General features: G+C 55.6%; 21 protein-coding genes. 12 read left to right on the forward strand and 9 right to left on the reverse strand.

Features of this window, described 5'->3' with window-relative positions; all coding sequences use genetic code 11:
* Positions 1-72 precede the first annotated feature (72 nt).
* The 6 genes from ACMWL8_RS15125 to mntR form a co-directional block, all read right to left on the reverse strand.
* Positions 73-1,113 carry an aldo/keto reductase gene (locus ACMWL8_RS15125; protein WP_241276849.1) on the reverse strand — a complete coding sequence of 347 codons (1,041 nt, stop codon included), beginning with the start codon at positions 1,111-1,113 and terminating at the stop codon, positions 73-75.
* Between the two features lie 104 nt (positions 1,114-1,217).
* Complete coding sequence (locus tag ACMWL8_RS15130) at positions 1,218-2,741, reverse strand: efflux transporter outer membrane subunit (protein WP_045259969.1); 1,524 nt, start codon at positions 2,739-2,741, stop codon at positions 1,218-1,220.
* Positions 2,741-4,312, reverse strand: a complete 1,572-nt coding sequence (locus ACMWL8_RS15135; RefSeq protein WP_028012453.1) for a DHA2 family efflux MFS transporter permease subunit — start codon at positions 4,310-4,312, stop codon at positions 2,741-2,743. The genes ACMWL8_RS15130 and ACMWL8_RS15135 overlap by 1 nt, the downstream gene beginning before the upstream one ends.
* Positions 4,309-5,403: an HlyD family secretion protein gene (locus ACMWL8_RS15140; protein ID WP_241276850.1), complete on the reverse strand. Its 1,095-nt coding sequence runs from the start codon at positions 5,401-5,403 to the stop codon at positions 4,309-4,311. The genes ACMWL8_RS15135 and ACMWL8_RS15140 overlap by 4 nt, the downstream gene beginning before the upstream one ends.
* A gap of 101 nt (positions 5,404-5,504) precedes the next feature.
* Positions 5,505-6,614 carry an anion transporter gene (locus ACMWL8_RS15145; protein ID WP_028012451.1) on the reverse strand — a complete coding sequence of 370 codons (1,110 nt, stop codon included), beginning with the start codon at positions 6,612-6,614 and terminating at the stop codon, positions 5,505-5,507.
* Positions 6,611-7,084, reverse strand: a complete 474-nt coding sequence (gene mntR / locus ACMWL8_RS15150) for a manganese-binding transcriptional regulator MntR (protein ID WP_008501176.1) — start codon at positions 7,082-7,084, stop codon at positions 6,611-6,613. Before mntR ends, ACMWL8_RS15145 begins: the two co-directional genes overlap by 4 nt.
* Before the next feature lie 183 nt (positions 7,085-7,267).
* Here mntR and mntS point away from each other — a divergent pair, with 183 nt between their 5' ends.
* Positions 7,268-7,396, forward strand: coding sequence for a manganase accumulation protein MntS (mntS, locus tag ACMWL8_RS15155; protein WP_032644847.1), 129 nt, complete (start codon positions 7,268-7,270; stop codon positions 7,394-7,396).
* 269 nt (positions 7,397-7,665) lie between these two features.
* The gene (locus tag ACMWL8_RS15160; protein WP_045259968.1) at positions 7,666-9,249 is read left to right on the forward strand and encodes a phosphoethanolamine transferase; all 1,584 of its coding nucleotides are present in this window, start codon (positions 7,666-7,668) and stop codon (positions 9,247-9,249) included.
* Positions 9,250-9,367: 118 nt separating this feature from the next.
* Here the strand turns inward: ACMWL8_RS15160 and ompX are convergent, their stop codons facing one another.
* Complete coding sequence (gene ompX, locus ACMWL8_RS15165; RefSeq protein ID WP_028012448.1) at positions 9,368-9,886, reverse strand: outer membrane protein OmpX; 519 nt, start codon at positions 9,884-9,886, stop codon at positions 9,368-9,370.
* 355 nt (positions 9,887-10,241) lie between these two features.
* Between ompX and rhtA the strand changes: the two genes are divergently transcribed.
* The 6 genes from rhtA to ybiO all read left to right on the forward strand — a co-directional run bounded on the left by rhtA (position 10,242) and on the right by ybiO (position 16,847).
* Positions 10,242-11,129: a threonine/homoserine exporter RhtA gene (gene rhtA, locus ACMWL8_RS15170; protein WP_041910716.1), complete on the forward strand. Its 888-nt coding sequence runs from the start codon at positions 10,242-10,244 to the stop codon at positions 11,127-11,129.
* Between the two features lie 299 nt (positions 11,130-11,428).
* Entirely contained in the window at positions 11,429-11,932 is a 504-nt protein-coding gene (gene dps / locus ACMWL8_RS15175; RefSeq protein WP_008501171.1) for a DNA starvation/stationary phase protection protein Dps, read from the forward strand.
* Positions 11,933-12,293: 361 nt separating this feature from the next.
* On the forward strand, positions 12,294-13,037 hold the full coding sequence (glnH, locus tag ACMWL8_RS15180) for a glutamine ABC transporter substrate-binding protein GlnH (protein WP_045259967.1): 744 nt from the start codon (positions 12,294-12,296) through the stop codon (positions 13,035-13,037).
* Between the two features lie 93 nt (positions 13,038-13,130).
* Entirely contained in the window at positions 13,131-13,790 is a 660-nt protein-coding gene (gene glnP, locus ACMWL8_RS15185) for a glutamine ABC transporter permease GlnP (protein WP_241276705.1), read from the forward strand.
* Positions 13,787-14,509 carry a glutamine ABC transporter ATP-binding protein GlnQ gene (glnQ, locus tag ACMWL8_RS15190; RefSeq protein ID WP_028012446.1) on the forward strand — a complete coding sequence of 241 codons (723 nt, stop codon included), beginning with the start codon at positions 13,787-13,789 and terminating at the stop codon, positions 14,507-14,509. The genes glnP and glnQ overlap by 4 nt, the downstream gene beginning before the upstream one ends.
* 124 nt (positions 14,510-14,633) lie before the next feature.
* Complete coding sequence (ybiO, locus tag ACMWL8_RS15195; protein WP_028012445.1) at positions 14,634-16,847, forward strand: mechanosensitive channel protein; 2,214 nt, start codon at positions 14,634-14,636, stop codon at positions 16,845-16,847.
* Between the two features lie 45 nt (positions 16,848-16,892).
* Here ybiO and rlmF read toward each other — a convergent pair whose 3' ends face one another.
* Positions 16,893-17,804: a 23S rRNA (adenine(1618)-N(6))-methyltransferase RlmF gene (gene rlmF / locus ACMWL8_RS15200; protein WP_028012444.1), complete on the reverse strand. Its 912-nt coding sequence runs from the start codon at positions 17,802-17,804 to the stop codon at positions 16,893-16,895.
* 243 nt (positions 17,805-18,047) lie between these two features.
* Here rlmF and mcbA point away from each other — a divergent pair, with 243 nt between their 5' ends.
* The 3 genes from mcbA (at position 18,048) to ybiJ (ending at position 19,251) form a co-directional block, all read left to right on the forward strand.
* Positions 18,048-18,314: a DUF1471 family periplasmic protein McbA gene (gene mcbA, locus ACMWL8_RS15205; protein WP_045259966.1), complete on the forward strand. Its 267-nt coding sequence runs from the start codon at positions 18,048-18,050 to the stop codon at positions 18,312-18,314.
* A gap of 123 nt (positions 18,315-18,437) precedes the next feature.
* On the forward strand, positions 18,438-18,704 hold the full coding sequence (locus ACMWL8_RS15210; protein ID WP_241276704.1) for a DksA/TraR family C4-type zinc finger protein: 267 nt from the start codon (positions 18,438-18,440) through the stop codon (positions 18,702-18,704).
* Positions 18,705-18,990: 286 nt separating this feature from the next.
* Entirely contained in the window at positions 18,991-19,251 is a 261-nt protein-coding gene (gene ybiJ, locus ACMWL8_RS15215) for a DUF1471 family protein YbiJ (RefSeq protein ID WP_014883102.1), read from the forward strand.
* A gap of 119 nt (positions 19,252-19,370) precedes the next feature.
* On the opposite strand, the gene ybiB is transcribed toward ybiJ, so the two are convergent.
* Positions 19,371-20,333: a DNA-binding protein YbiB gene (ybiB, locus tag ACMWL8_RS15220; protein WP_028012441.1), complete on the reverse strand. Its 963-nt coding sequence runs from the start codon at positions 20,331-20,333 to the stop codon at positions 19,371-19,373.
* A 255-nt stretch (positions 20,334-20,588) separates the two neighbouring features.
* Here ybiB and ACMWL8_RS15225 point away from each other — a divergent pair, with 255 nt between their 5' ends.
* Complete coding sequence (locus tag ACMWL8_RS15225; RefSeq protein ID WP_045259964.1) at positions 20,589-21,125, forward strand: fimbrial protein; 537 nt, start codon at positions 20,589-20,591, stop codon at positions 21,123-21,125.
* The last annotated feature ends 67 nt before the right edge of the window (positions 21,126-21,192 follow it).

The raw sequence follows: 21,192 nt of genomic DNA on the forward strand, positions 1-21,192 counted from the left end.
GGCAAAAGCAGCTTATCGTCATTTCTTCGATATCATCCCCGGCAGGCGAAGCGCCGCCGGGGATGAGGAGCGTTATTGTTGCGCAAGCTGATTGCGACGATACTCCCCCTGACGCTCCAGCATCCAGCCCGGATATTCACGCGGCAGCGCGCTGACGGCATCCAGCTGTTTAAGCTCGTCTTCGCTTAAGCGGATCCCGGTGGCAGCAATGTTATCGTCAAGCTGATCGACGCGCTTCGCGCCAATGATGACGCTGGTCACCGCCTTCTGGTGCAGCAGCCACGCCAGCGCGATTTGCGCCACGGATACGCCCTTACTTTCGGCAATCACGCGCATCACGTCCACGCAGTCAAAGGCGCGATCTTTGTCCACCGGCGGGAAGTCGAACGCCAGACGGCGGCTACCGGCTTCGCTCTGCCCGTCGCGGCCATATTTTCCGCTCAGCAGGCCGCCCGCCAGCGGGCTCCAGACCATCAGCCCGACGCCTTCGCTCTGCATCATCGGCACCAGCTCGCGCTCAAGATCGCGCCCGGCGATGGTGTAATACGCCTGGAGGGACGCAAAACGCACCAGCCCGAGTCGCTCGGAAATGCCCAGCGCTTTGGCTATCTGCCACGCCGCCCAGTTCGAGACGCCGATGTAGCGCACGTGGCCGTGCTGCACCAGGTTATCCAGCGCATACAGCGTCTCCTCAATCGGCGTGGCCGGATCGAAACCGTGAAGCTGATAGAGATCGATATGATCCAGCTGCAGGCGGCGCAGGCTCTCCTTCACGCTGCTGATGATGTGATAGCGCGAGCTGCCGCGCGAGTTCACCCCCGCAGCGCCCGTTTCGCCGAACACCTTGGTGGCAACCACCACATTCTCGCGCGGGACGTTGAGGTTTTTCAGCGCCTGGCCGAGGATCGCCTCCGAGCGCCCTTCCGAGTAAACGTCCGCGGTATCGATAAAGTTGATACCCGCGTCCAGCGCGCGGCCCACCAGCTGTTCTGCTTCGCTCTGCTGGAGCTGACCAATCTTGCCCCACATGCCGCCTTCTCCGCCGAAGGTCATGGTGCCGAGGCACAGTTCAGAAACGAACAGACCGGTGTTGCCCAGTTTTTGATAACGCATAAGATAATCCTCGCATGTCGATTGGGTACCCGATAGTTATACCCGCCCCTCAGCCATCGCGAATGTGGCGTTCCTGTCCGTTTCTTGCCCAATCCTCTGAATATTTATCCGCGCGGGGCGTCGCCAAAGACGCTGTAGTCCGGGAGCTGCACCTGCTGATACGGCTCCCAGCCGCCGCCGAGCGCCTTGTAGAGCGCCACCAGATCGAGAGCGCTTTGTACCTGCGCCTGCGCGCGCTGCTGCTCGGCCTGCGCCAGCTGACGCTGGGCGTCCAGCACGTCGATAAAGCTGGCGATCCCCTGGCGGTAGCTGTCGCTGGCTAAATCAAAGGCGTTTTGCAGGGCATCAATGGTTTTCGCCAGGCCCGCCTCACGCTGCTGGTCGGTGCGATAGCTCACCAGGGCATTTTCGACATCGCCGAGCGCGGTGAGCACCGTTTGACGATAGTCCAGCACCGCCGCCCCCTGCTGCGCGCGCGCCAGCTTCACACTGGAGACGAGTCGACCGCCCTGGAAGATGGGGATGGAGACCTGCGGGCCGAAGCTGTAGAAGTGGCTGCTCCAGTCGGTCAGCCAGCCGGATTCGCTGTTGCGCAGGCCAAACTGTCCGGAGAGGGTAAAGCTCGGGAACAGCTCGGCCACCGAGACGCCAATCTGCGCCGTGGCGGCATGAAGGTTGGCCTCCGCTTCGCGCACGTCCGGACGGCGGCGCGCCAGCGTGGACGGTATACCAGTCTGCACGATATCCGGCAGCGCGGGCATTGGCTGTGCGGATTGCAGCTCGCTATCCAGCGCCCCCGGCGGCTTGCCGAGCAGAATAGCCAGCCCGTTCATCGCCTGGCGTTCCTGGGCCTGATACTGCGGCAGCTGGGCTTCAAGATTACCCAGCTGCGCCCGGGCATTTTCCACGTCCATCTGCGGCGACAGCCCGCCGCGCTGGCGGCTTTCGGTCAGATCCAGCGTCTGCTGCGCGCTCTCAATTTGCGTATTGAGCGTGGCGATGATGCTCTGCGCCCCGCGCAGCTGTAGCCACGCCCGCGCCACTTCGGCCTCCAGCGACACCAGCGCATCGTTACGCTGTTCGATGGCGGCCTTCTGCTGCGCCTCGGCGGCTTCCACCTGACGGCGCACCTTGCCCCAGAGGTCGATTTCCCACTGGGCGTCGAAGCTGCCCTGATAAAGGTTAATCGGCTGTGTCAGCGGTCCCAGCGCGCCTCTGAGTTCAGGGTTGACATTATCCAGCTGGTCGTACACGCCGTGGGATTTTAGCTCCCCTTCCAGCCCGAGCTGCTGGCGCGTCGCCTGCAGATTGCCGTTCACCGACGGGAAAAATGCCCCGCCCGCCTGGTTAATCTGTTCACGCGCCCCGGCAATGCGCAGTACCGTTTGCTGCAACGTCAGGTTTCCGGCGATGGCGCGTTCAACCAGACTGTCGAGCTGCGGCGAGCCGAAGGTTTTCCACCAGCGCGGATTGGTCGCGGCGGAGGTGGTTTGCGATTTTACCGCGCTGTCGCCCTTATCGTTCCAGTGCGTAACGGCGGGTGGCGCAGGCTGCTGGTAGTCCGGCCCGACGGCGCAGCCCACCAGCAGCATCATTATCATCAGGGGGTGTAAACGTCTGTGTATCATCAGTGTGCTCCTGCACTCCCCTCGCTCTTAACCGGCGAGAGCAACAAACAAAACGGAATCAGTAACAAGGCCACCGCGCTCAGAATGGTGAAGACGTCGATGTAGGCCAGGAAGCGGGACTGCTCGATCATCGTCTGGTACATCCGCCCGGTGGCAATCCCGGTCGGATCGCCCACCTGGGTGGTGAAGTTCTGGATCGCCTGGGCGCTTTCGCGAATCGCCAGCTGGAACTGCTCGTTAAACGGCGAGGCGTGGTAGGCAAGGTGCGCGCTGTGCGCCTGCGCGCGCTCGGTGATGGCCGCCGTCGAGAGCGAAATCCCGATGGATCCCGCCACGTTGCGGAACATGGTAAACAGTGCCGCCGCATCGGCGTTGAGCCGTCTCGGTATCGAGATGAAGGCGATGGTAGTGAGCGGCACAAACAGGAACCCCAGACCAATCGACTGGGCGCTGCGGAACAGCACCAGGGTTTCGAAGTCAATATCCGGCGTCAGCGTGCGCGACCAGAAGAACGACACCGCCAGGCAGGTAAAGCCAAAGGCGATGATCCAGCGCGTCTGCACCACCGGCATCAGCTTCAGCACCAGCGGGATGGTCAGCACGATCAGCACCGCGCCGGGCGAGAGCACCAGCCCGGACCAGGTGGCGGTATAGCCCAGATCCTGCTGCGCCAGCTGCGGGATCACCACCGAGCTGCCGTAGAGGATCATCGCCATCCCCGCCATCAGCAGGCTGGAGATCGCGAAGTTGCGGTCCTTCATGCAGTGCAGATCCACCACCGGCTTTTTGGCATACATCAGCCAGTAGATTGCGCCGATAATGCCGACCAGCGTCAGCACCGCGAAGGTGCGGATAAAGTTCGAGTAGAACCAGTCGTCATCCTCGCCCCGGTCGAGCATCACCTGCAAACAACCCAGACCGAGGGCGATCAGGCCGATCCCCGTCCAGTCGATGGTCAGCTTCTCTTTTGATTTGCTCTCCCACGGCGGATCTTCCAGCAGCTGGTAGATCGCCAGCACCGTCACAATCCCCACCGGGATGTTGATAAAGAACACCCAGCGCCAGGAGTAGTTGTCGGTGATCCAGCCCCCCAGCGTCGGGCCGAGCACCGGCGCGACGATAATCGCAATGGAGGAAAGCCCAAACGCTTTGCCCCTGTCCTCCGGCTTGAAGTAGTCGAGCAGCACCGACTGCTGGGTGGGCTGCAACCCGCCGCCAAAGAAGCCCTGCATTACGCGGAACAGGATGATTTGCCACAGCTCGGTGGCAATGCCGCACAGAAACGAGCAGATGGTGAACATCACGATGCAAATGAGGAAGAACTGCTTGCGGCCAAACAGCCGGCTCAGGAACGCCGAGATGGGCAGCACGATGCCGTTCGCCACCAGGTAGCTTGTCAGTACCCAGGTGGATTCGTCGTAGCTGGCCGAGAGCGACCCCGCCACGTGCGGCAGCGCGACGTTGACGATGGTGGTGTCCAGAATTTCCATGAACACCGCCAGGGTGACGACAATCGCCACCGCCCACGGGTTACTGGCGGGCTTCCAGTTATCGTGGCTATGATCCGTCATTCCACGGTGACCTTCGGTTCAACCGACAGCCCCAGCGGCAGCGGCTTGTTCGGATCCAGACCTTTATCAATGACGATTTTTACCGGTACGCGCTGAACAATCTTCACGAAGTTACCGGTGGCGTTTTCCGACGGGAAGGCGGAGAAGCGCGAGCCGCTGCCCTGCTGGATGCTGTCGATATGGCCTTCAAGCTCCATATCAGGCCAGGCATCCACGGAGACGCTAACCTTATCGCCGGGCTTCATGCGCTCAAGCTGGGACTCTTTAAAGTTCGCCACCACCCACACGTTCGTGGAGACCAGCGAGAACAGCGCGGTGCCCGCCTGAACCAGCGTGCCGGGCTGCACGTTGCGTTTGGTGACAAAACCGTCGAACGGGGCGCGGACTTCGGTGTAAGAGAGGTTCAGATTCGCGGTTTCCAGCTGCGCTTTGGCCTGTTCGACCTGACGCTCGCGGGCTTCGACGTTGGTCTCCTGCTGGCGGATTTGCAGCTGTACCTGCTCCGCCACTTCCAGCTGCGCCTGTGCGCTGGCAAGGCCAGCCTGGGCACTGCGCAGCTGAGCGTTCGCAGAATCAATACTTTGCTGGGTGGTCGCGCGCGGGTCGACGCCGCGCTGGCGCCGGTACTCTGCCTGCGCGTTCGCCAGATCGGCCTGCGCTTTCAACACCTGCGCTTTGGCTTCGTCACGCTGGGCGGGATACTGCACTTTTGAGAGCGCCAGCTGCGCCTGGGCCTGATGCAGCTGCGCGATAGCCAGCCCAAGCTGAGCCTGAGCCTGATCGCGCTGGGCGGTGGTATCACGCGGATCGATCACCACCAGCACATCCCCTTTCTTCACGCGCTGGTTATCCCGCACGCGTAGCTCGGTAACGTAGCCCGCCGTTTTGGGGGCAATGGTCACCACGTCGCCGTCGGTAAAGGCGTCGTCGGTGGTCTCTTCGTTGCGGGTTAAAAACCACCAGACCAGCGCCACGATCACCATCACGATGACCACGATGCCAAGGATAATTAACGGTTTTTTGCCCGGGCGTTTACGCTCGTTATTGTTTTTATCCTGCTCGTCAGCAGGTGGATTTTGTTCTTCTGCCATAATTCAGCAACGGTCCTGTCAGTGAGCGGCATCACACTATGCCGTTCACTAAAGCTAGGACGTTGCTATACATTTGCCAGGAAAAACTGACAAATTGCGCACTATATGAGAAGGAATAGTCCGAAACCGATCGCCGCAGCCCAGAGCAGCATCGGGATCGACCAGAGGTGGAAGCGCCACCAGATGCGACGGTCGTTGGCCATGCGCAGGGCGATCAGGTTTGCCAGGGAGCCGGGCAGCAGCCCAAACCCACCGATGTTCACCGCCCAGGCCAGCAGCGTGTCCGGCGGAACGTAGTTGAGCAGCAGAATGGTGGCAGGCACGTTGCTGATAAACTGCGACAGGCCAATCGCCGTCAGCCACAGTCCCGGCTGCGACAGCGTGCTGACGCTGTGCAGAACGTTTTGCAGCACGGGAAGCTGAATAAGCAGATGCACGTCGATGAACATCGCCATAAAGACCAGCAGCAGCGTCCAGTCCACGCTCACCAGCACGCGCCGCGCCAGCACGACAAAGCCCGCGGCGACGAGCAAGACGCCCGCCAGCTCATACCTCAGCTCCAGGGCGAACAGAAAGACGATATACAGCCCGAGGCAGCTCCAGACCAGCCGCGGCTGCCACTGCGGGCCCGTGGTCCCGCTATGGTATTGCAGCTTTTTATCCGGAAACGCGAACCAGCAGACCGCCAGCAGCGACAACATCATCACCAGCGCCAGAGGCGCCATCTGCCAGGTAAAGGCGGCGAATGACAGACCGGAACGTCCCCAGAGAAGAATATTTTGCGGGTTGCCGATGGGCGTCAACAGAGAACCGGCGTTAACGGCGAGCGCTTCAAAGATAATCAGTCTGCTGACCGGGATCTCGCAAAGCTTACGCAGGGTGAGCGTGAGGGGCACGATGATAAACAGCGCCACATCGTTGGTCAGAAACGTCGACAGCACCGCGGCGGAGAACACCATAAACAGGGCCAGCCTGCGCTCGGTGGCAAAACGGCGCACCATTTTACGCCCCAGGACGTCAAAATAGCCGCTCAGCTCGACCCCTTTGGTCAGCATCATTAACCCACTCAGGGTGATGATGGTGCGCCAGTCAATCGCCGCAGACCAGGCCTGTGGCGCAAACGGCACAAACAGGCTTAACCCGGCGCCAATGATTAATAAGAGATGGAAGAAACGATCGCGTGAGAGGGCCTGCAGTCCAGGGATTTTCATTCAGCGGAGGGACCATATTTGAGGGTAAATTCGCGAAACTTCACCAGCGTCTCTTCGCTAACGTGGTGCTCCATTCCTTCCGCATCCCGACGGGCAATTTCCGGGCTAACGCCCAGCACCAGCAAAAAGTTCTCGACAAGCTGATGGCGCTCGCGGCTCTCCTGCGCAAGCTTCTCCCCTTCCGGCGTCAGAAACACGCCGCGCCAGGGGATCATTTCGATCAGGCCTACCGAGGCCAGACGTTTTAACATTTTAGCGACCGTTGGCTGCGAAACCCCCAGCCTGGCGGCCATATCGACCTGACGCGCTTCCCCAACCTCGCGGATCAGATCGGAAATCAGTTCAACATAATCATCAATCAGTTCACGCCGGTGCGCTTCACGGACCTGGCGAAAACCTTCGACATGTTCTTCAACATTCACCAGTTGCGTCGTTTTTTTAATGGTTGGCTTACCTGCGCGACGGTTCATTGTACTTCCTCATTGGGGTGACGCTTCCAGCGCCCGGTATCGAGAGCGCACATTGTAAACCATCCCTCCACAAGCACAAAAAATTAACGAAATAGCCATAGCTATACAATATAGCCTGTGCTATATCTGTATGTAATGCAGTCACCCTTCACGGATCGAAGGGATCAAACATCAGGAGGTCTCATGAACGAATTCAAGAGGTGTATGAACGTGTTTACTCACTCTCCTTTTAAAGTGCGCTTAATGCTGTTGAACATGCTGTGCGATATGTTTAACAACAAACCGCATCAGGACGACAAACCTTCCCACTAAGCGGCGTTGCGGTACGCCGCTTCATTTTTCTGTCACACTTCCGCTGTAAACTGACCAATTCCCGATAATTTTTGCGGATTTGCAGCCCCCTTCGCAAAACATCTGTTTAGCAACTGTTGACCTTAATTCACGCTCGCACTATCTTCTTGCAGCCCTGCACAATTTGCGGCTCGCTGAAGCGGACCTCTCATTCCCTTTCCACGCACTGTCCGGCAGGCTTTGACCCTTGGCGCCAGGGTGAGCACATGGCGTTTTTGTGATAGTGACCTATGAATGTAACCCTGATAGATACCATCGTTACCCGCAGCCGGGCCTTAAGCCCGTGGACGGGATTTTACTTTTTGCAGTCGCTGCTGATTAACTTTGCGCTCGGCTATCCCTTCAGCCTGCTTTATGCAGTGGCTTTCACCTGCATCCTGCATGTGCTGTGGCGAGCGGCCCCGCGCGTGCAGAAAGCGTTGGTAGGGGTCTGTTCGCTGATTGCTGCGATGTATTTCCCGTTTGGCCAGGCCTACGGCGCGCCAAACTTCAACACCCTGCTGGCGCTGCACTCCACCAATATGGAAGAGTCGACAGAGATCCTGACGATCTTCCCCTGGTACAGCTACGTCGTCGGCCTCTTTATCTTTGCTCTTGGCGTCATCGCGGTTCGTCGCAAAGCAGACGCGAAGAGATCATGGGGAAAAATGGAGTCTCTGTGCCTGGCGTTTAGCGTGGGGACGTTTTTCGTTGCGCCGGTGCAAAACCTGGCCTGGGGCGGCGTGTTCAAGCTGAAAGATACGGGCTATCCGGTGTTCCGTTTCGTTAAAGACGTCGTCGTGAACAATAAAGAGGTTCTCGACGAGCAGGCGCGCATGGCTGAACTTTCCAATATGAAAGACACCTGGAACGTGCTGGCGGTTAAGCCGAAATACCATACCTATGTGGTGGTGATTGGCGAGAGCGCACGTCGCGACGCGCTGGGCGCATTCGGCGGGCACTGGAATAACACACCGTTTGCCAGCTCTGTCAACGGCACCCTGTTTACCGATTATGTGGCGGCCAGCGGCTCGACGCAGAAATCGCTCGGCCTGACGCTGAACCGCGTGGTGGATGGCAAACCTCAGTTTCAGGATAATTTTGTCACGCTGGCCAACCGCGCCGGTTTTCAGACCTGGTGGTTCTCCAATCAGGGGCAAATTGGCGAATACGACACCGCCATCGCCAGTATTGCTAAGCGTGCTGACGAAGTGCAGTTCCTGAAGAGCGGTGATTTTGAAGCCGACAAAAACACCAAAGACGAGGCGCTGCTGAAGATGACGGCGCAGGTCTTTGCTACCCAGCGCACCCAGCCGCAGCTGATTGTTCTGCACCTGATGGGATCGCACCCGCAGGCCTGCGATCGCACTGGCGGTAAATACGCGGAGTTTGTGCAGTCGAAAGAGACCTCTTGCTATCTCTATACCATGACGCAAACCGACGAGCTGCTCAGCAAGCTTTACGATCAGCTGCGCAATACGGGCGAAAGCTTCTCTGTGGTCTATTTCTCGGATCACGGGCTGGCGTTTAAAGAGCGTGGCAAAGAAGTGCAGTATCTGGCGCACGACGACCAGTTCCAGCAGAATTTCCAGGTACCGTTTATGGTGCTGTCGAGTGATGATAAAACGCATCGCGTTATCAAAGCGCGGCGCTCGGCGAATGATTTCCTGCAGTTCTTCTCGCAGTGGACGGGGATTAAGGCCAAAGAGATAAAAAATGATTACCCGTTTATCTCCAGCAAGAAAGCGCCCCCAGTGTACGTTACCAACTTCAAGTTACAGAAAGTTGACTATAACCATCTGGGTACCGATATTTTTGATATTAAGAGTAAGTAAGCTGTGCGATCTCGTGCGGTCTGATGCCCTCACCCTGGCCCTCTCCCACAAGGAGAGGGAAAAAGCTAAAAAAAAATCCGCCACATTGGGCGGATTTTTTATTAGCTCACCGAAGTGATTAGAAGCGGTAACCTACGCCCGCGATCCAGGTGCCAACGTCAACGTTGCGGATACGGCTCTGCTCATAGGAGAAGTCCAGAGCCACGTCCTGGATTGGGTTGAACTGCAGGCCTGCGCCATAGGAGAAGCCGTAGTCGCTGTTGCTTGCAGTGCGGTTCAGACCCTGGTTTTCGGTCTGCTGGAATTTACCGTAGCCAACACCTACAACACCGTAGATGCTCGCCCAGTCGTTCAGACGGTAAGCTGGACCAGCAGTGATACCGTAGTACTGGCCTTTGTTGTATGCGCCGTTTTCAGTACGATCTTTCTCGGTGTAGGTGAAAGAACCGATCACGCCCAGCGGGTTGTTATCCTGCTCGTAACGATACTTCAGGTTGAAACCGTTGGTTTTGTTCATCACGCCCTGCATATCGCTCTGAGCGTAACCACCAGTTACAGTAGAAGTAGCAGCTACAGCGGTACCTGCGGAAACAGCCAGTACAGCGGCCAGTGCTGAAAGACATGCAATTTTTTTCATAACCACCTCAAATGTGCTTCAAGTAAGTCCGTAAGTTTTAAATATATCAAAAAATTTTGCGAAACTCTTTGTGATTCGTGATGTCTAATGAGGCCTTTCCTGTAACAGAACGTTTCCAACCTCAGCTAACTCTTTCAAATCACATGCGATTTTTCCTACTAAACGCCCATATTGCGCGTCTGCGCCGTTACATTCATCCAGATTATTCCTAATCTTTCAGGTGATAAATCCACCAGCGCTTAACCATTTTACGGATTTCATGGGTCTTTTTTTTCAACGTAGTCTCAACCGTAGCTGTATATTTCCTTTACACTGCAACCTTTACTCCACTTGACATTAGCTGACAGGAGAAAGGATGCCTGGGTTATCCCGCACGTCGTCGGTCTGGTTGCCGGTAGCCGTCATACTTATTGCCATGTTGTCCATCCAAAGCGGTGCTTCGCTGGCAAAATCGCTTTTTCCACTGGTGGGTGCGCCCGGGGTAACAGCCCTGCGTATCGTGCTGGGAACGGCGATACTGGTCGTCATCTTCAAACCCTGGCGTCTGCGCTTCAAAAAAGAGCAACGTCTTCCCCTGCTTTTTTATGGTCTGTCCCTCGGGGCAATGAACTATATGTTCTACCTCTCCATCCAGACCATCCCGCTGGGGATTGCCGTCGCGCTGGAGTTTACCGGCCCGCTGGCGGTCGCGCTTTTCTCGTCACGTCGTCCGGTGGATTTTATCTGGGTCGTGCTGGCCGTTCTGGGCTTATGGTTCCTGCTGCCGCTCGGCCAGAATGTCTCTGAGATTGATCTCACGGGCGCAGCGCTGGCGCTGGGAGCAGGAGCCTGCTGGGCTGTCTATATACTCACCGGGCAGCGAGCGGGTGAAGAGCATGGCCCGGCAACGGTCGCCCTGGGTTCCGTGATTGCGGCTATCGTTTTTGTGCCGATCGGTATGGCGCAGGCCACGGAGTCTATCTGGCAATGGTCAGTCATGCCCATCGGGCTGGCGGTCGCTATTCTTTCAACGGCTCTCCCCTATTCTCTGGAGATGATTGCCCTGACGCGTCTGCCGACGCGCATATTTGGCACCCTGATGAGCATGGAGCCCGCCCTTGCGGCGATCTCCGGGATGGTGTTCCTGGGCGAAACGCTGACGTTTACCCAGACGCTGGCGCTCTGCTCAATTATCGCGGCGTCAATGGGGTCAACGCTCACCATGCGCCCTGAACCTAAAGTTGAGAAAATCGACATCGGCTAATGCCATATATTCTGCATGGCTTCACGGCCATGCAGAATAAAGGCCAGAATGCCATCCGTTATAATTTCTTACATAGTTTGTCATATTACCGAAATATCCTCCCCCACCCATTCTCCTCTATGCGAATTAAGATTGATCTGTACCAATTTTAAAATTATCTTTTAATTTCAATAAATTAAATTATCAACCTCCTTCTTGCTATTAAACCGATAGGCACAGCCAGACCGCAGAGAAAAAATCCGGTGCTATACTTAGTTCCGTAATTACCTGGGACATAAACATCAAGAGGATATGAGATTATGAGTACCGCTAAACTGGTGAAAACGAAAGCGTCTAATCTGCTTTATACCCGTAACGATGTATCGGATAGCGACAAAAAAGCGACCATTGAGTTGCTGAATCGCCAGGTGATCCAGTTCATCGATCTTTCGCTGATCACCAAACAGGCCCACTGGAATATGCGCGGTGCAAACTTCATTGCCGTCCATGAAATGCTGGATGGCTTCCGCACAGCACTGGTGACACACCTCGATACGATGGCTGAACGTGCCGTTCAACTGGGTGGTGTCGCGCTTGGGACCACGCAGGTGATCAACAGCAAAACGCCGCTGAAAAGCTACCCGCTGGATATCCACACCGTTCAGGATCACCTGAAAGAGCTGGCGGACCGCTACGCGATTGTGGCCAATGACGTGCGCAAAGCGATTAGCGAAGCCAAGGATGAAGATACCGCAGACATCTTCACCGCCGCATCCCGCGACCTGGATCAGTTCCTGTGGTTTATCGAATCTAACATCGAGTAATCCATAAGACTTTCCTGTCAAACCCTCGCCTCTGGTGAGGGTTTTGCACATTTATGGTGCACAGTTTTTGCCTGAGACGGTGCAAAAGTGAATAAATTGTAATAATCACCTCACACAACCGTTAATGGAAGATTGTTTTTTCGTCAGAATTTACGCTTAATATCTCCCCGTCAGTTGACCCAAACGAAGCGCACCAAAATGGTGCTCCATACTGGTGCAACACGACATCATTGCCACGCTTTTTGTGCAATGTATGATTTCATCCCCTTTGTAAAACAACAGCTTGTAAAGTTGGCACGATTTTTTCATTGTGCCAGTCGTTCTCGCAGGGGATCGCCCCGTGGATATAAAAGGAAATGCTATGAAGTCTGTATTAAAAGTTTCACTGGCTGCACTTACCCTGGCTTTTGCGGTGTCCTCTCAGGCTGCCGACAAACTGGTTGTGGCGACCGACACGGCGTTCGTTCCGTTTGAATTCAAACAGGGTGACAAATACGTTGGTTTTGATGTTGATCTGTGGGCCGCTATCGCCAAGGAACTCAAACTGGACTACACCCTGAAGCCGATGGACTTCAGCGGCATCATCCCGGCGCTGCAAACCAAAAACGTCGATCTGGCGCTGGCGGGCATCACCATTACCGAAGAACGTAAAAAAGCGATCGACTTCTCTGACGGCTACTACAAAAGCGGCCTGCTGGTGATGGTCAAAGCGGATAATAACGACGTAAAAAGCGTGAAAGACCTCGACGGTAAAGTGGTGGCAGTGAAGAGCGGCACCGGTTCCGTGGATTACGCGAAAGCGAACATCAAAACCAAAGACCTGCGCCAGTTCCCGAACATTGACAACGCGTATATGGAACTCGGCACCAACCGTGCTGACGCTGTTCTGCACGACACGCCGAACATCCTGTACTTCATTAAAACTGCTGGTAACGGCAAGTTCAAAGCCGTGGGCGACTCTCTGGAAGCTCAGCAGTACGGTATCGCGTTCCCGAAAGGCAGCGACGATCTGCGCACGAAAGTTAACGGCGCGCTGAAAACGCTGAAAGAGAACGGCGCCTACAACGAAATCTATAAAAAATGGTTCGGTACTGAGCCTAAATAATTTTACCTGAATTCAGGTTTATAGCGCCCGGCTGCGCTCACGCTTGCCGGGCCTACATTTTTCGTTTTTCACCACGGTATACAGGAATACATCATGCAGTTTGACTGGAGCGCCATCTGGCCTGCCATTCCACTCTTGCTTGAAGGCGCTAAAATGACCCTGTGGATTTCGTTCCTGGGTCTGGTAGGTGGGTTGATTATCGGTCTTGTCGCCGGTTTCGCCCGCACCTACGGTGGCTGGATTGCAAACCACATCGCACTGGTTTTCATCGAAGTGATCCGCGGCACGCCGATTGTCGTGCAGGTCATGTTTATCTACTTCGCCCTGCCAATGGCCTTCACCGACCTGCGCATCGATCCGTTCAGCGCGGCCGTCGTGACCATTATGATCAACTCGGGCGCCTACATCGCGGAAATCACCCGCGGGGCGGTGCTGTCGATTCATAAAGGTTTCAGCGAAGCCGGTCTGGCATTAGGTCTTTCTCGTCGCGAAACGATCCGCCACGTTATTCTCCCGCTGGCGCTGCGCCGCATGCTGCCGCCGCTGGGTAACCAGTGGATCATCAGCATTAAAGATACATCGCTGTTCATCGTTATCGGCGTGGCCGAACTGACCCGTCAGGGCCAGGAAATTATTGCGGGCAACTTCCGCGCGCTGGAAATCTGGAGTGCGGTCGCCGTCGTTTATCTGATCATTACGCTGGTACTGAGCTTCGTTCTGCGCCGTCTTGAAAGAAGGATGAAAATCCTGTGATTGAATTTAAAAACGTCTCCAAGCACTTTGGCCCAACCCAGGTGCTGCACAATATCGATCTGAATATCAAGCAGGGTGAAGTGGTGGTGATTATCGGGCCTTCCGGTTCCGGTAAATCGACCCTGCTGCGCTGCATCAACAAGCTGGAAGAGATCACCAGCGGCGATCTGATCGTTGACGGTCTGAAGGTAAACGACCCGAAAGTGGACGAGCGTCTGATTCGTCAGGAAGCGGGCATGGTGTTCCAGCAGTTCTACCTGTTCCCGCACCTGACGGCGCTGGAAAACGTGATGTTTGGCCCACTGCGCGTGCGCGGTGCCAACAAAGCGGCGGCGGAAGCGCTGGCAAAAGATCTGCTGGCGAAGGTTGGCCTGGCGGAGCGTGCGCACCACTACCCTTCCGAGCTCTCCGGTGGCCAGCAGCAGCGCGTGGCGATTGCGCGCGCGCTGGCGGTGAAACCGAAGATGATGCTGTTTGATGAGCCGACGTCCGCACTCGACCCGGAGCTGCGCCACGAGGTGCTGAAAGTCATGCAGGATCTGGCGGAAGAAGGGATGACGATGGTGATCGTGACCCACGAAATCGGCTTTGCTGAGAAAGTGGCTTCCCGCCTGATCTTTATTGATAAAGGCCGCATCGCCGAAGACGGTAACCCGCAGGAATTGATCGCGAATCCGCCTAGCCAGCGTCTGCAGGAGTTCCTGCAGCACGTCTCCTGATCCCTCGCTAAATACCGAGCCGGGCTTGCCCGGCTTTTTTACGCCAGATTGTTCCCAAAAACTCCCCTCCGCCTCTCGCCCTCTATACTTATCATTTTGCACGATATTTTTGTCGGAGGACGCCGTGCCGTGGATCCTGCTGCTGTTGATAAGCCTGTTTAGTACGCCATCGCTTGCCGTGGCAATCCCCGGCGTCACCACCGGAGCAACTGCTACTCAGCAAAATACGCCGCCTCCGGAGCCGGATGCAGAACAAAAAAAAGCGGCCTATAGCGCACTTGCCGACGTCCTTGAGAATGACACCTCCCGGCAGGAGCTGATCGATCAGTTGAGGAAGGTGGCCGCCACGCCGCCTCAGGATCCGGTTCCGACCATTACGCCACCGCAGATCGAAGAGGAAAAGACGGTACTGGAAAACGTCACAGACATCAGCCGCCGCTACGGGGAAGCCCTGTCGTCGCGTTTTGCCCAGCTCTATCGAAATCTTGTTGGCACCTCGCATAAACCTTTTAATCCCCACACCTTCACCGCAGCCGCCACGCAGTTTGCGATTCTGGCGGGTGCCGTGTTCATTTTTTACTGGCTCCTGCGCCTGTGCGCCTGGCCGCTCTACCGGAAGATGGGCCACTGGGGACGGAAAAAAAATCAGCATAAAAGCAGCTGGCTGCACCTCCCGGCCATGATTACCGGAGCGTTTATCATCGATTTACTGCTGCTGGCCCTGACGCTGTTTGTCGGTCAGGTGCTGGCGGACCGCCTCAATACGGGCAACAAAACCATTGCCTTCCAGCAGGCGCTCTTCCTGAATGCGTTTGCGCTCATCGAATTTTTTAAAGCGGTGCTGCGCGTCATCTTTTGCCCGCGCGTGCCTGAACTTCGCCCTTTCAACATCAACGACGACAGCGCGAAATACTGGGCCGTGCGGCTAAGCGTGCTCAGCGGACTGATAGGCTACGGCCTGCTGGTTGCCGTGCCGATTATCTCCAACCAGGTTAACGTGCAGTTTGGCGCGCTGGCGAACGTGCTGATTATGCTCTGTATAACCGTCTGGTCTCTGTACCTTATCTTTCACAATAAAAGGACGATCACCGAGAGTCTGCTGCATCTGGCCGACCGTTCCCTCTCTTTCTTCAGCCTGTTTATCCGCGCCTTCGCGCTGGTGTGGCACTGGCTGGCAAGCGCGTATTTTATTGTACTGTGCTTCTTCTCGCTGTTCGACCCGGGAAACAGCCTGAAATTTATGATGGGGGCGACGTTTAAAAGCCTGGCGATTATCGGCATCGCGGCGTTTGTGTCCGGGCTGTTGTCCCGCTGGATCTCGAAAACCATCACCCTGTCGCCTCAGGTGCAGCGTAATTACCCGGAACTGCAAAAACGGGTGAACGGCTGGATGTCGGTATCGCTTAAGGTGGCGCGCATTCTGACCGTCTGCGTGGCGATCATGCTGCTGCTGAATGCGTGGAGCCTGTTTGATTTCTGGAACTGGCTGCATAACGGCGCAGGCGAGAAGACCGTCGATATTTTAATTCGTATCGCGCTGATTCTGTTCTTCTCCGCCGTCGGCTGGACGCTGCTGGCGAGCCTTATCGAGAACCGTCTGGTATCGGATATTCACGGCAGACCGCTCCCCAGCGCCCGCGCGCGCACGCTGTTAACCCTGTTCCGCAATGCGCTGGCGGTGATCATCAGCACCATCACCATCATGATTGTGCTGTCGGAAATCGGCGTGAATATCGCCCCGCTGCTGGCGGGTGCTGGCGCGCTGGGTCTGGCGATCTCCTTCGGCTCGCAAACGCTGGTGAAGGATATTATTACCGGCATCTTTATCCAGTTTGAGAACGGGATGAACACAGGGGATCTGGTGACCATCGGGCCGCTGACCGGTACCGTGGAGAGGATGTCGATTCGCTCGGTAGGCGTGCGTCAGGATACCGGGGCATATCACATCATTCCCTGGTCATCGATCACTACCTTCGCCAACTTTGTGCGCGGCATTGGCTCCGTTGTGGCCAACTACGATGTGGATCGTCATGAAGATGCAGACAAAGCGAAGCAGGCGCTGCGGGATGCGGTCAGTGAACTGATGGAAATGGAGGATATTCGCGGGCTGGTGATTGGCGAGCCGTCGTTTGCCGGCATCGTTGGGCTGACCAACACGGCGTTCACCCTGCGCGTGTCGTTCACCACCCAGCCGCTGAAGCAATGGACGGTGCGCTTTGCCCTCGACAGCATGGTGAAAAAGCACTTCGATCTGGCGAACGTGCGAACGCCGGTGCAGACGTATCAGGTATTGTCGCCGCCCGCCTCGCCGCTCCCTCCGCAGGAGCCGACGCTGTAACCGAGCCGGGTGGCGGCTTTGCCCTACCCGGCCTACGGCGGGATACTATTTGCGACGTTTGTTATCGTCCATAAACGACCAGGCGATAAAGCGGCTCTGCTTCTGGCCCTGCGCCATCTCTTTTTTCACTACTTTTACGGCACCCGCTTCGCTCAGCGCGCGGTAGAGCGGCGGCAGGTTATCCCCGCGGGAAACCAGCGTCGTGAACCACTTCACCTGACGGCCAAACTGTTGGCTTTCCGCAATCATGCGCAGGATGAAGGCAACTTCACCGCCCTCGCACCACAGCTCCTGCTGCTGCCCGCCGAAGTTCAGCGCGGCGTCTTCCGCCTGACCGAGGTTGCGGCGTTTACGCTCGCTGCCCGCGCGAGCCGCTGCCGCCGAATCATGAAACGGCGGGTTGCACATCGTAGCGTCATAGCTTTCGTTTTTATGAATTATGCCGTTGAAGATGGAAGCCGCCTCTTTCTGACGACGCAGACGAATGGAACGGCTCAGGCCAGGGTTCGCGCTGATAATCGCCTGCGCGCTGGCAAAGGCCTCGGCGCCGATTTCGCTCCCGGTAAAGCGCCAGTGATATTCATGTACGCCAATCAGCGGGTAAATCAGGTTTGCCCCGGTGCCTATATCCAGGATGGAAGCCTGCTGCGGTATAGCGCCGTCACGATCTTCGGCAAGCAGATCGGCAAGGTGATGAACGTAATCAGCGCGGCCCGGCACAGGGGGGCAGAGAAAGCCTTCCGGAATATCCCAGTGAGCCACACCGTAAAAATGCGCCAGCAGGGCTTTGTTCAGCGTTTTCACCGCCTGCGGATCGGCAAAGTTGACGGTCGGCTCACCCGCTGGGGTCTGGACAATATAGTCCTGCAGCGCAGGGCAGCTCTGGCACAGGGCGTTCATGTCGTAGCGGCTGCGGTGGCGATTTCGTGGGTGCAATCCCGGCTTTTGGGAAGTCATGGCGTTCTCCTTTAAACAGCGGCGTAAGATACCCTGTGCTGGCCCAGCGGTAAATCTTTCTCTGCGGCGCTTAAAAAAACACCGTAAATCAAACACCTCTATGTCTATGATCTGTCAGCGAATTGTCAGTTTTTATCGTTCAAAAAATAAGCAGATCATCATCAAATATTTGCGCTAAGTCACACTCGTCAGGCTTCTAAACTTAAAGGGAATCACCTGTTGTTTCCTCATGAGGATGTGATTATGAAAAAGTACCTGACCCTTGCTGTTATCACTGGCGCCCTGGCAACGGCTTCATTTTCTGCGATGGCCGTTCAGTCACTGAATGAAAGTACCGATACTAGCCAGCTGCGTCCGGCGGGCACCGTCTCAGTAAGTCGCGCAAGTAACCTGGACGATCTGCAGAATAAACTGGCCGAAAAAGCCCGCCAGGAAGGTGCGAAAGGCTTTGTCGTGAACTCCGCTGGCGGAGATAACCATATGTACGGCACAGCAACCATCTATAAATAATTTTTTCCTCCACAACAAGACTGCATCTGCCTGCCGGATGCAGTTCATTTCCACTTTATCTTGATTGTTCATTTTTTAACCCCATATTAAAAACAGGGTATAAACCGATTTCAGGAGGATGCCATGGCTTCCGGTTGGGCGAATGACGACGCCGTTAACGAACAGATCAACAGTACCATTGAAGATGCGGTTGCGCGCGCTCGCGGCGAGATTCCGCGCGGCGAAAGTTTGAAGGAGTGCGAAGAATGCGGAGAGCCGATCCCGGAGGCGCGGCGTAAAGCCATTCCAGGCGTAAGGTTATGCATTGCCTGCCAGCAGGATAAAGATTCAAAAAATTCCTCACATTCAGGTTATAATCGCAGAGGATCGAAAGATAGCCAGTTACGCTGACTCTCCTTTACCTAAGTTAACCCTGCCTGCACTTACCTTTACGCTCACGGTTTTTAGCGAACCGCGTAGCAAAATGTGCCCTTCATCTTTGTTCTGTAAAGCGCATCCACAAGAAGTGTAAAGCGCTGGTTTGAATTTATTAATATTCAATAAGTTATTTGTCATTCAATTTTTTTGACTGATCACGTCAATTCTCTTCGATTTTATCCCTCAGGAAAAAACGTGATACTTATCACATCGACGGAACATCGTCCCCTTAACAGAAAACACCTGCGAGAGATTAATTATGAAAACCATCAAATATGCTGTAGCTGCTGTTGCCCTGTCCGCTCTGTCTTTCGGCGCATTCGCCGTAGAGCCTGTTTCATCCACTCAGGCCCAGAGCATGAATAAAATCGGTGTGGTAAGTGCAGAAGGCGCGACCACGCTGGACGGCCTGGAAGCCAAGCTGGCTGAGAAAGCCGCTGCTGCCGGTGCAAGCGGATACACCATCACCTCCGCTAACACCAATAACAAGCTGAGCGGTACTGCGGTTATCTACAAATAATCGCCTGAAATGAATGCTGTACCCTCGCCAAACCCTCTGGTGAGCTGCTCCAACCCTCATTGACCCTGTTGTTTGTTACCCTTGCTTGCCCGTCCGCCACTGGACGGGCTTTTTTTTGCTTAAAACGACTGTGCCACCCGCTGTAACCCCGCTTCCACCGTCTCTACCTCCCCTGTCGCCAGCAAGCAGCAGGCCATTTGCAGCTTGATCGACTGTGGGACCGGCACATTTCCGGCCAGGCACTGCGTAATCCAGTGCGCGGTAACCTGCGGATCTTTTGACTCCGGCAGAATCACATCGCTGTTTTCTTCCCCGCGTTCAAGCACAACGCGCGTACCGGCAGAATCGATCAGCACCAGCTGTGGACAACGCTGCGGGTTGGCGTACACCTCCCCTTCTGTTCCGTGCATCAGCAGTGCGCGTCCACCGATTTCGGCAAAGAACTGACCGACGCGCGTCACGTACTCCGGATGAGAAACACTGGAAAGGCGCAGTGCGGCATCCTCAGCAAACGGCGTTGCCAGCTTCGCCAGGGTGTGCGCACTGTTACGCACGCCCATGCGCCAGCGCATGTCCAGTTGCTTTTCCAAAGGCGGGCAGAGCGCACGAACGGGAATATAGACCGGCTGGTTCCCCTCCAGCTTTGCCTGCGCCTGACCGGCATGGAGAGTCGGTTCAATGCCCAGCAGTTCAAAGATGGTTTCTGTCAGTACGCGCGTGGGATCTTCGCTGACCCCATGTACCACCACCGGGAACCCCAGCTTATGTAACAATATCGCCAGCAGCGGCGTCAGGTTTGCCTGCTTGCGCGCCCCGTTATAGCTCGGGATCACAATCGGCATCGGTTTTGCCACTGGTGGCGTTAAGCGCAGCGTTTGCGCCTGCATCGCCTCGTAGAAACCACGCATCTCCGCTTCGCCTTCGCCTTTGATACGCAGCGCAATCAGGATGCCGCCCATTTCCAAGTCCGGTACCTCGCCGTTGAGCATACGGGTGTAAAGCGCGCGAGCGGTTTCATGGTCCAGGTCGCGGGCGTGGTTTTTCCCACGTCCTACCTCTTTGATAATTTTGCGATAATCCACGACATTCCTCCTGACAGCCTATCTTGTTAACACTATAGCCCTGATGAATGGCTATCCGTTAGTTTTTTATCCCTTAAGACAACCTTCTGTTTTAATAGCAAAAAATAAACACAAGTTTTTTTTCAATTATTTGTGATTTCTATAGCAGATTCGTATTCATACATTTTTTGATTAAATAACCAGCGGAAAGTCATTAAGGGTCAACGGTGAAAACGTCCAGGCAACGCTCTCACCCGAAACATATCAGGATTTGCTATGAACAAGATTGCTTTAGGTTTAATCATCGCCGCAGCGGTGGGATGTTCTGCATCCACGTTTGCGGCAACGAACGGTGAAGGGCAAATAAACTTCACCGGCGAAATTATCGATTCTGCTTGTCAGGTCGTAAATGGATTAAGTAATCCATTAAATGTACAGCTGGGCAAAGTGTCTAAAACGGTATTTACCGGTGCAGGCTCTACCAGCACCTTAACGAAGTTTGATATTCAGTTAACGAATTGTCCTGACACGGTCACCTCCGCCGCCATTAACTTTGGCGGAACACCGGACGCGAATAACAATTCGACGCTTGCCTTAACGCCAGATACCGATGCGGCAACAGGGGTGGCGATTCAGCTGGTGGATGCCTCGCAGCAGCCTGTCAGCCTGTATACGCCGTCTCAGCAGTATCAGTTAACCTCCGGCACGGCGGTTAACGATCTGGAGTTCGGCGCACGCTATATCCAAACCGGCCCGGCAATTACCGCAGGCCCTGCTAACTCCGTTTCAACCTTCACCGTTATTTATAACTGATCTTATCAATCCGGAGATATTAATGCTTTCGCGAGCATTAATATCTTCTTTATTCATTGAGAAATCT

The sequence above is a fragment of the Enterobacter sp. 04-C-12-SI-ECC genome, assembly GCF_047530715.1.
GTDB classification, from domain to species: Bacteria; Pseudomonadota; Gammaproteobacteria; order Enterobacterales; family Enterobacteriaceae; genus Enterobacter; species Enterobacter bugandensis.

What these genes read in the sequence shown, in the direction of transcription:
- mntR (WP_008501176.1), bottom strand. Translation starts at nt 7,084, where the DNA reads ATGAACCGTCGCGCAGGTAAGCCAACCATTAAAAAAACGACGCAACTG.
- ybiJ (WP_014883102.1), top strand. Translation starts at nt 18,991, where the DNA reads ATGAAAACCATCAAATATGCTGTAGCTGCTGTTGCCCTGTCCGCTCTG.
- dps (WP_008501171.1), top strand. Translation starts at nt 11,429, where the DNA reads ATGAGTACCGCTAAACTGGTGAAAACGAAAGCGTCTAATCTGCTTTAT.
- ACMWL8_RS15210 (WP_241276704.1), top strand. Translation starts at nt 18,438, where the DNA reads ATGGCTTCCGGTTGGGCGAATGACGACGCCGTTAACGAACAGATCAAC.
- ACMWL8_RS15160 (WP_045259968.1), top strand. Translation starts at nt 7,666, where the DNA reads ATGAATGTAACCCTGATAGATACCATCGTTACCCGCAGCCGGGCCTTA.
- ACMWL8_RS15125 (WP_241276849.1), bottom strand. Translation starts at nt 1,113, where the DNA reads ATGCGTTATCAAAAACTGGGCAACACCGGTCTGTTCGTTTCTGAACTG.
- glnH (WP_045259967.1), top strand. Translation starts at nt 12,294, where the DNA reads ATGAAGTCTGTATTAAAAGTTTCACTGGCTGCACTTACCCTGGCTTTT.
- ACMWL8_RS15140 (WP_241276850.1), bottom strand. Translation starts at nt 5,403, where the DNA reads ATGGCAGAAGAACAAAATCCACCTGCTGACGAGCAGGATAAAAACAAT.
- rhtA (WP_041910716.1), top strand. Translation starts at nt 10,242, where the DNA reads ATGCCTGGGTTATCCCGCACGTCGTCGGTCTGGTTGCCGGTAGCCGTC.
- mcbA (WP_045259966.1), top strand. Translation starts at nt 18,048, where the DNA reads ATGAAAAAGTACCTGACCCTTGCTGTTATCACTGGCGCCCTGGCAACG.
- ACMWL8_RS15145 (WP_028012451.1), bottom strand. Translation starts at nt 6,614, where the DNA reads ATGAAAATCCCTGGACTGCAGGCCCTCTCACGCGATCGTTTCTTCCAT.
- mntS (WP_032644847.1), top strand. Translation starts at nt 7,268, where the DNA reads ATGAACGAATTCAAGAGGTGTATGAACGTGTTTACTCACTCTCCTTTT.
- rlmF (WP_028012444.1), bottom strand. Translation starts at nt 17,804, where the DNA reads ATGACTTCCCAAAAGCCGGGATTGCACCCACGAAATCGCCACCGCAGC.
- ACMWL8_RS15135 (WP_028012453.1), bottom strand. Translation starts at nt 4,312, where the DNA reads ATGACGGATCATAGCCACGATAACTGGAAGCCCGCCAGTAACCCGTGG.
- ompX (WP_028012448.1), bottom strand. Translation starts at nt 9,886, where the DNA reads ATGAAAAAAATTGCATGTCTTTCAGCACTGGCCGCTGTACTGGCTGTT.
- glnP (WP_241276705.1), top strand. Translation starts at nt 13,131, where the DNA reads ATGCAGTTTGACTGGAGCGCCATCTGGCCTGCCATTCCACTCTTGCTT.
- ACMWL8_RS15130 (WP_045259969.1), bottom strand. Translation starts at nt 2,741, where the DNA reads ATGATACACAGACGTTTACACCCCCTGATGATAATGATGCTGCTGGTG.
- ACMWL8_RS15225 (WP_045259964.1), top strand. Translation starts at nt 20,589, where the DNA reads ATGAACAAGATTGCTTTAGGTTTAATCATCGCCGCAGCGGTGGGATGT.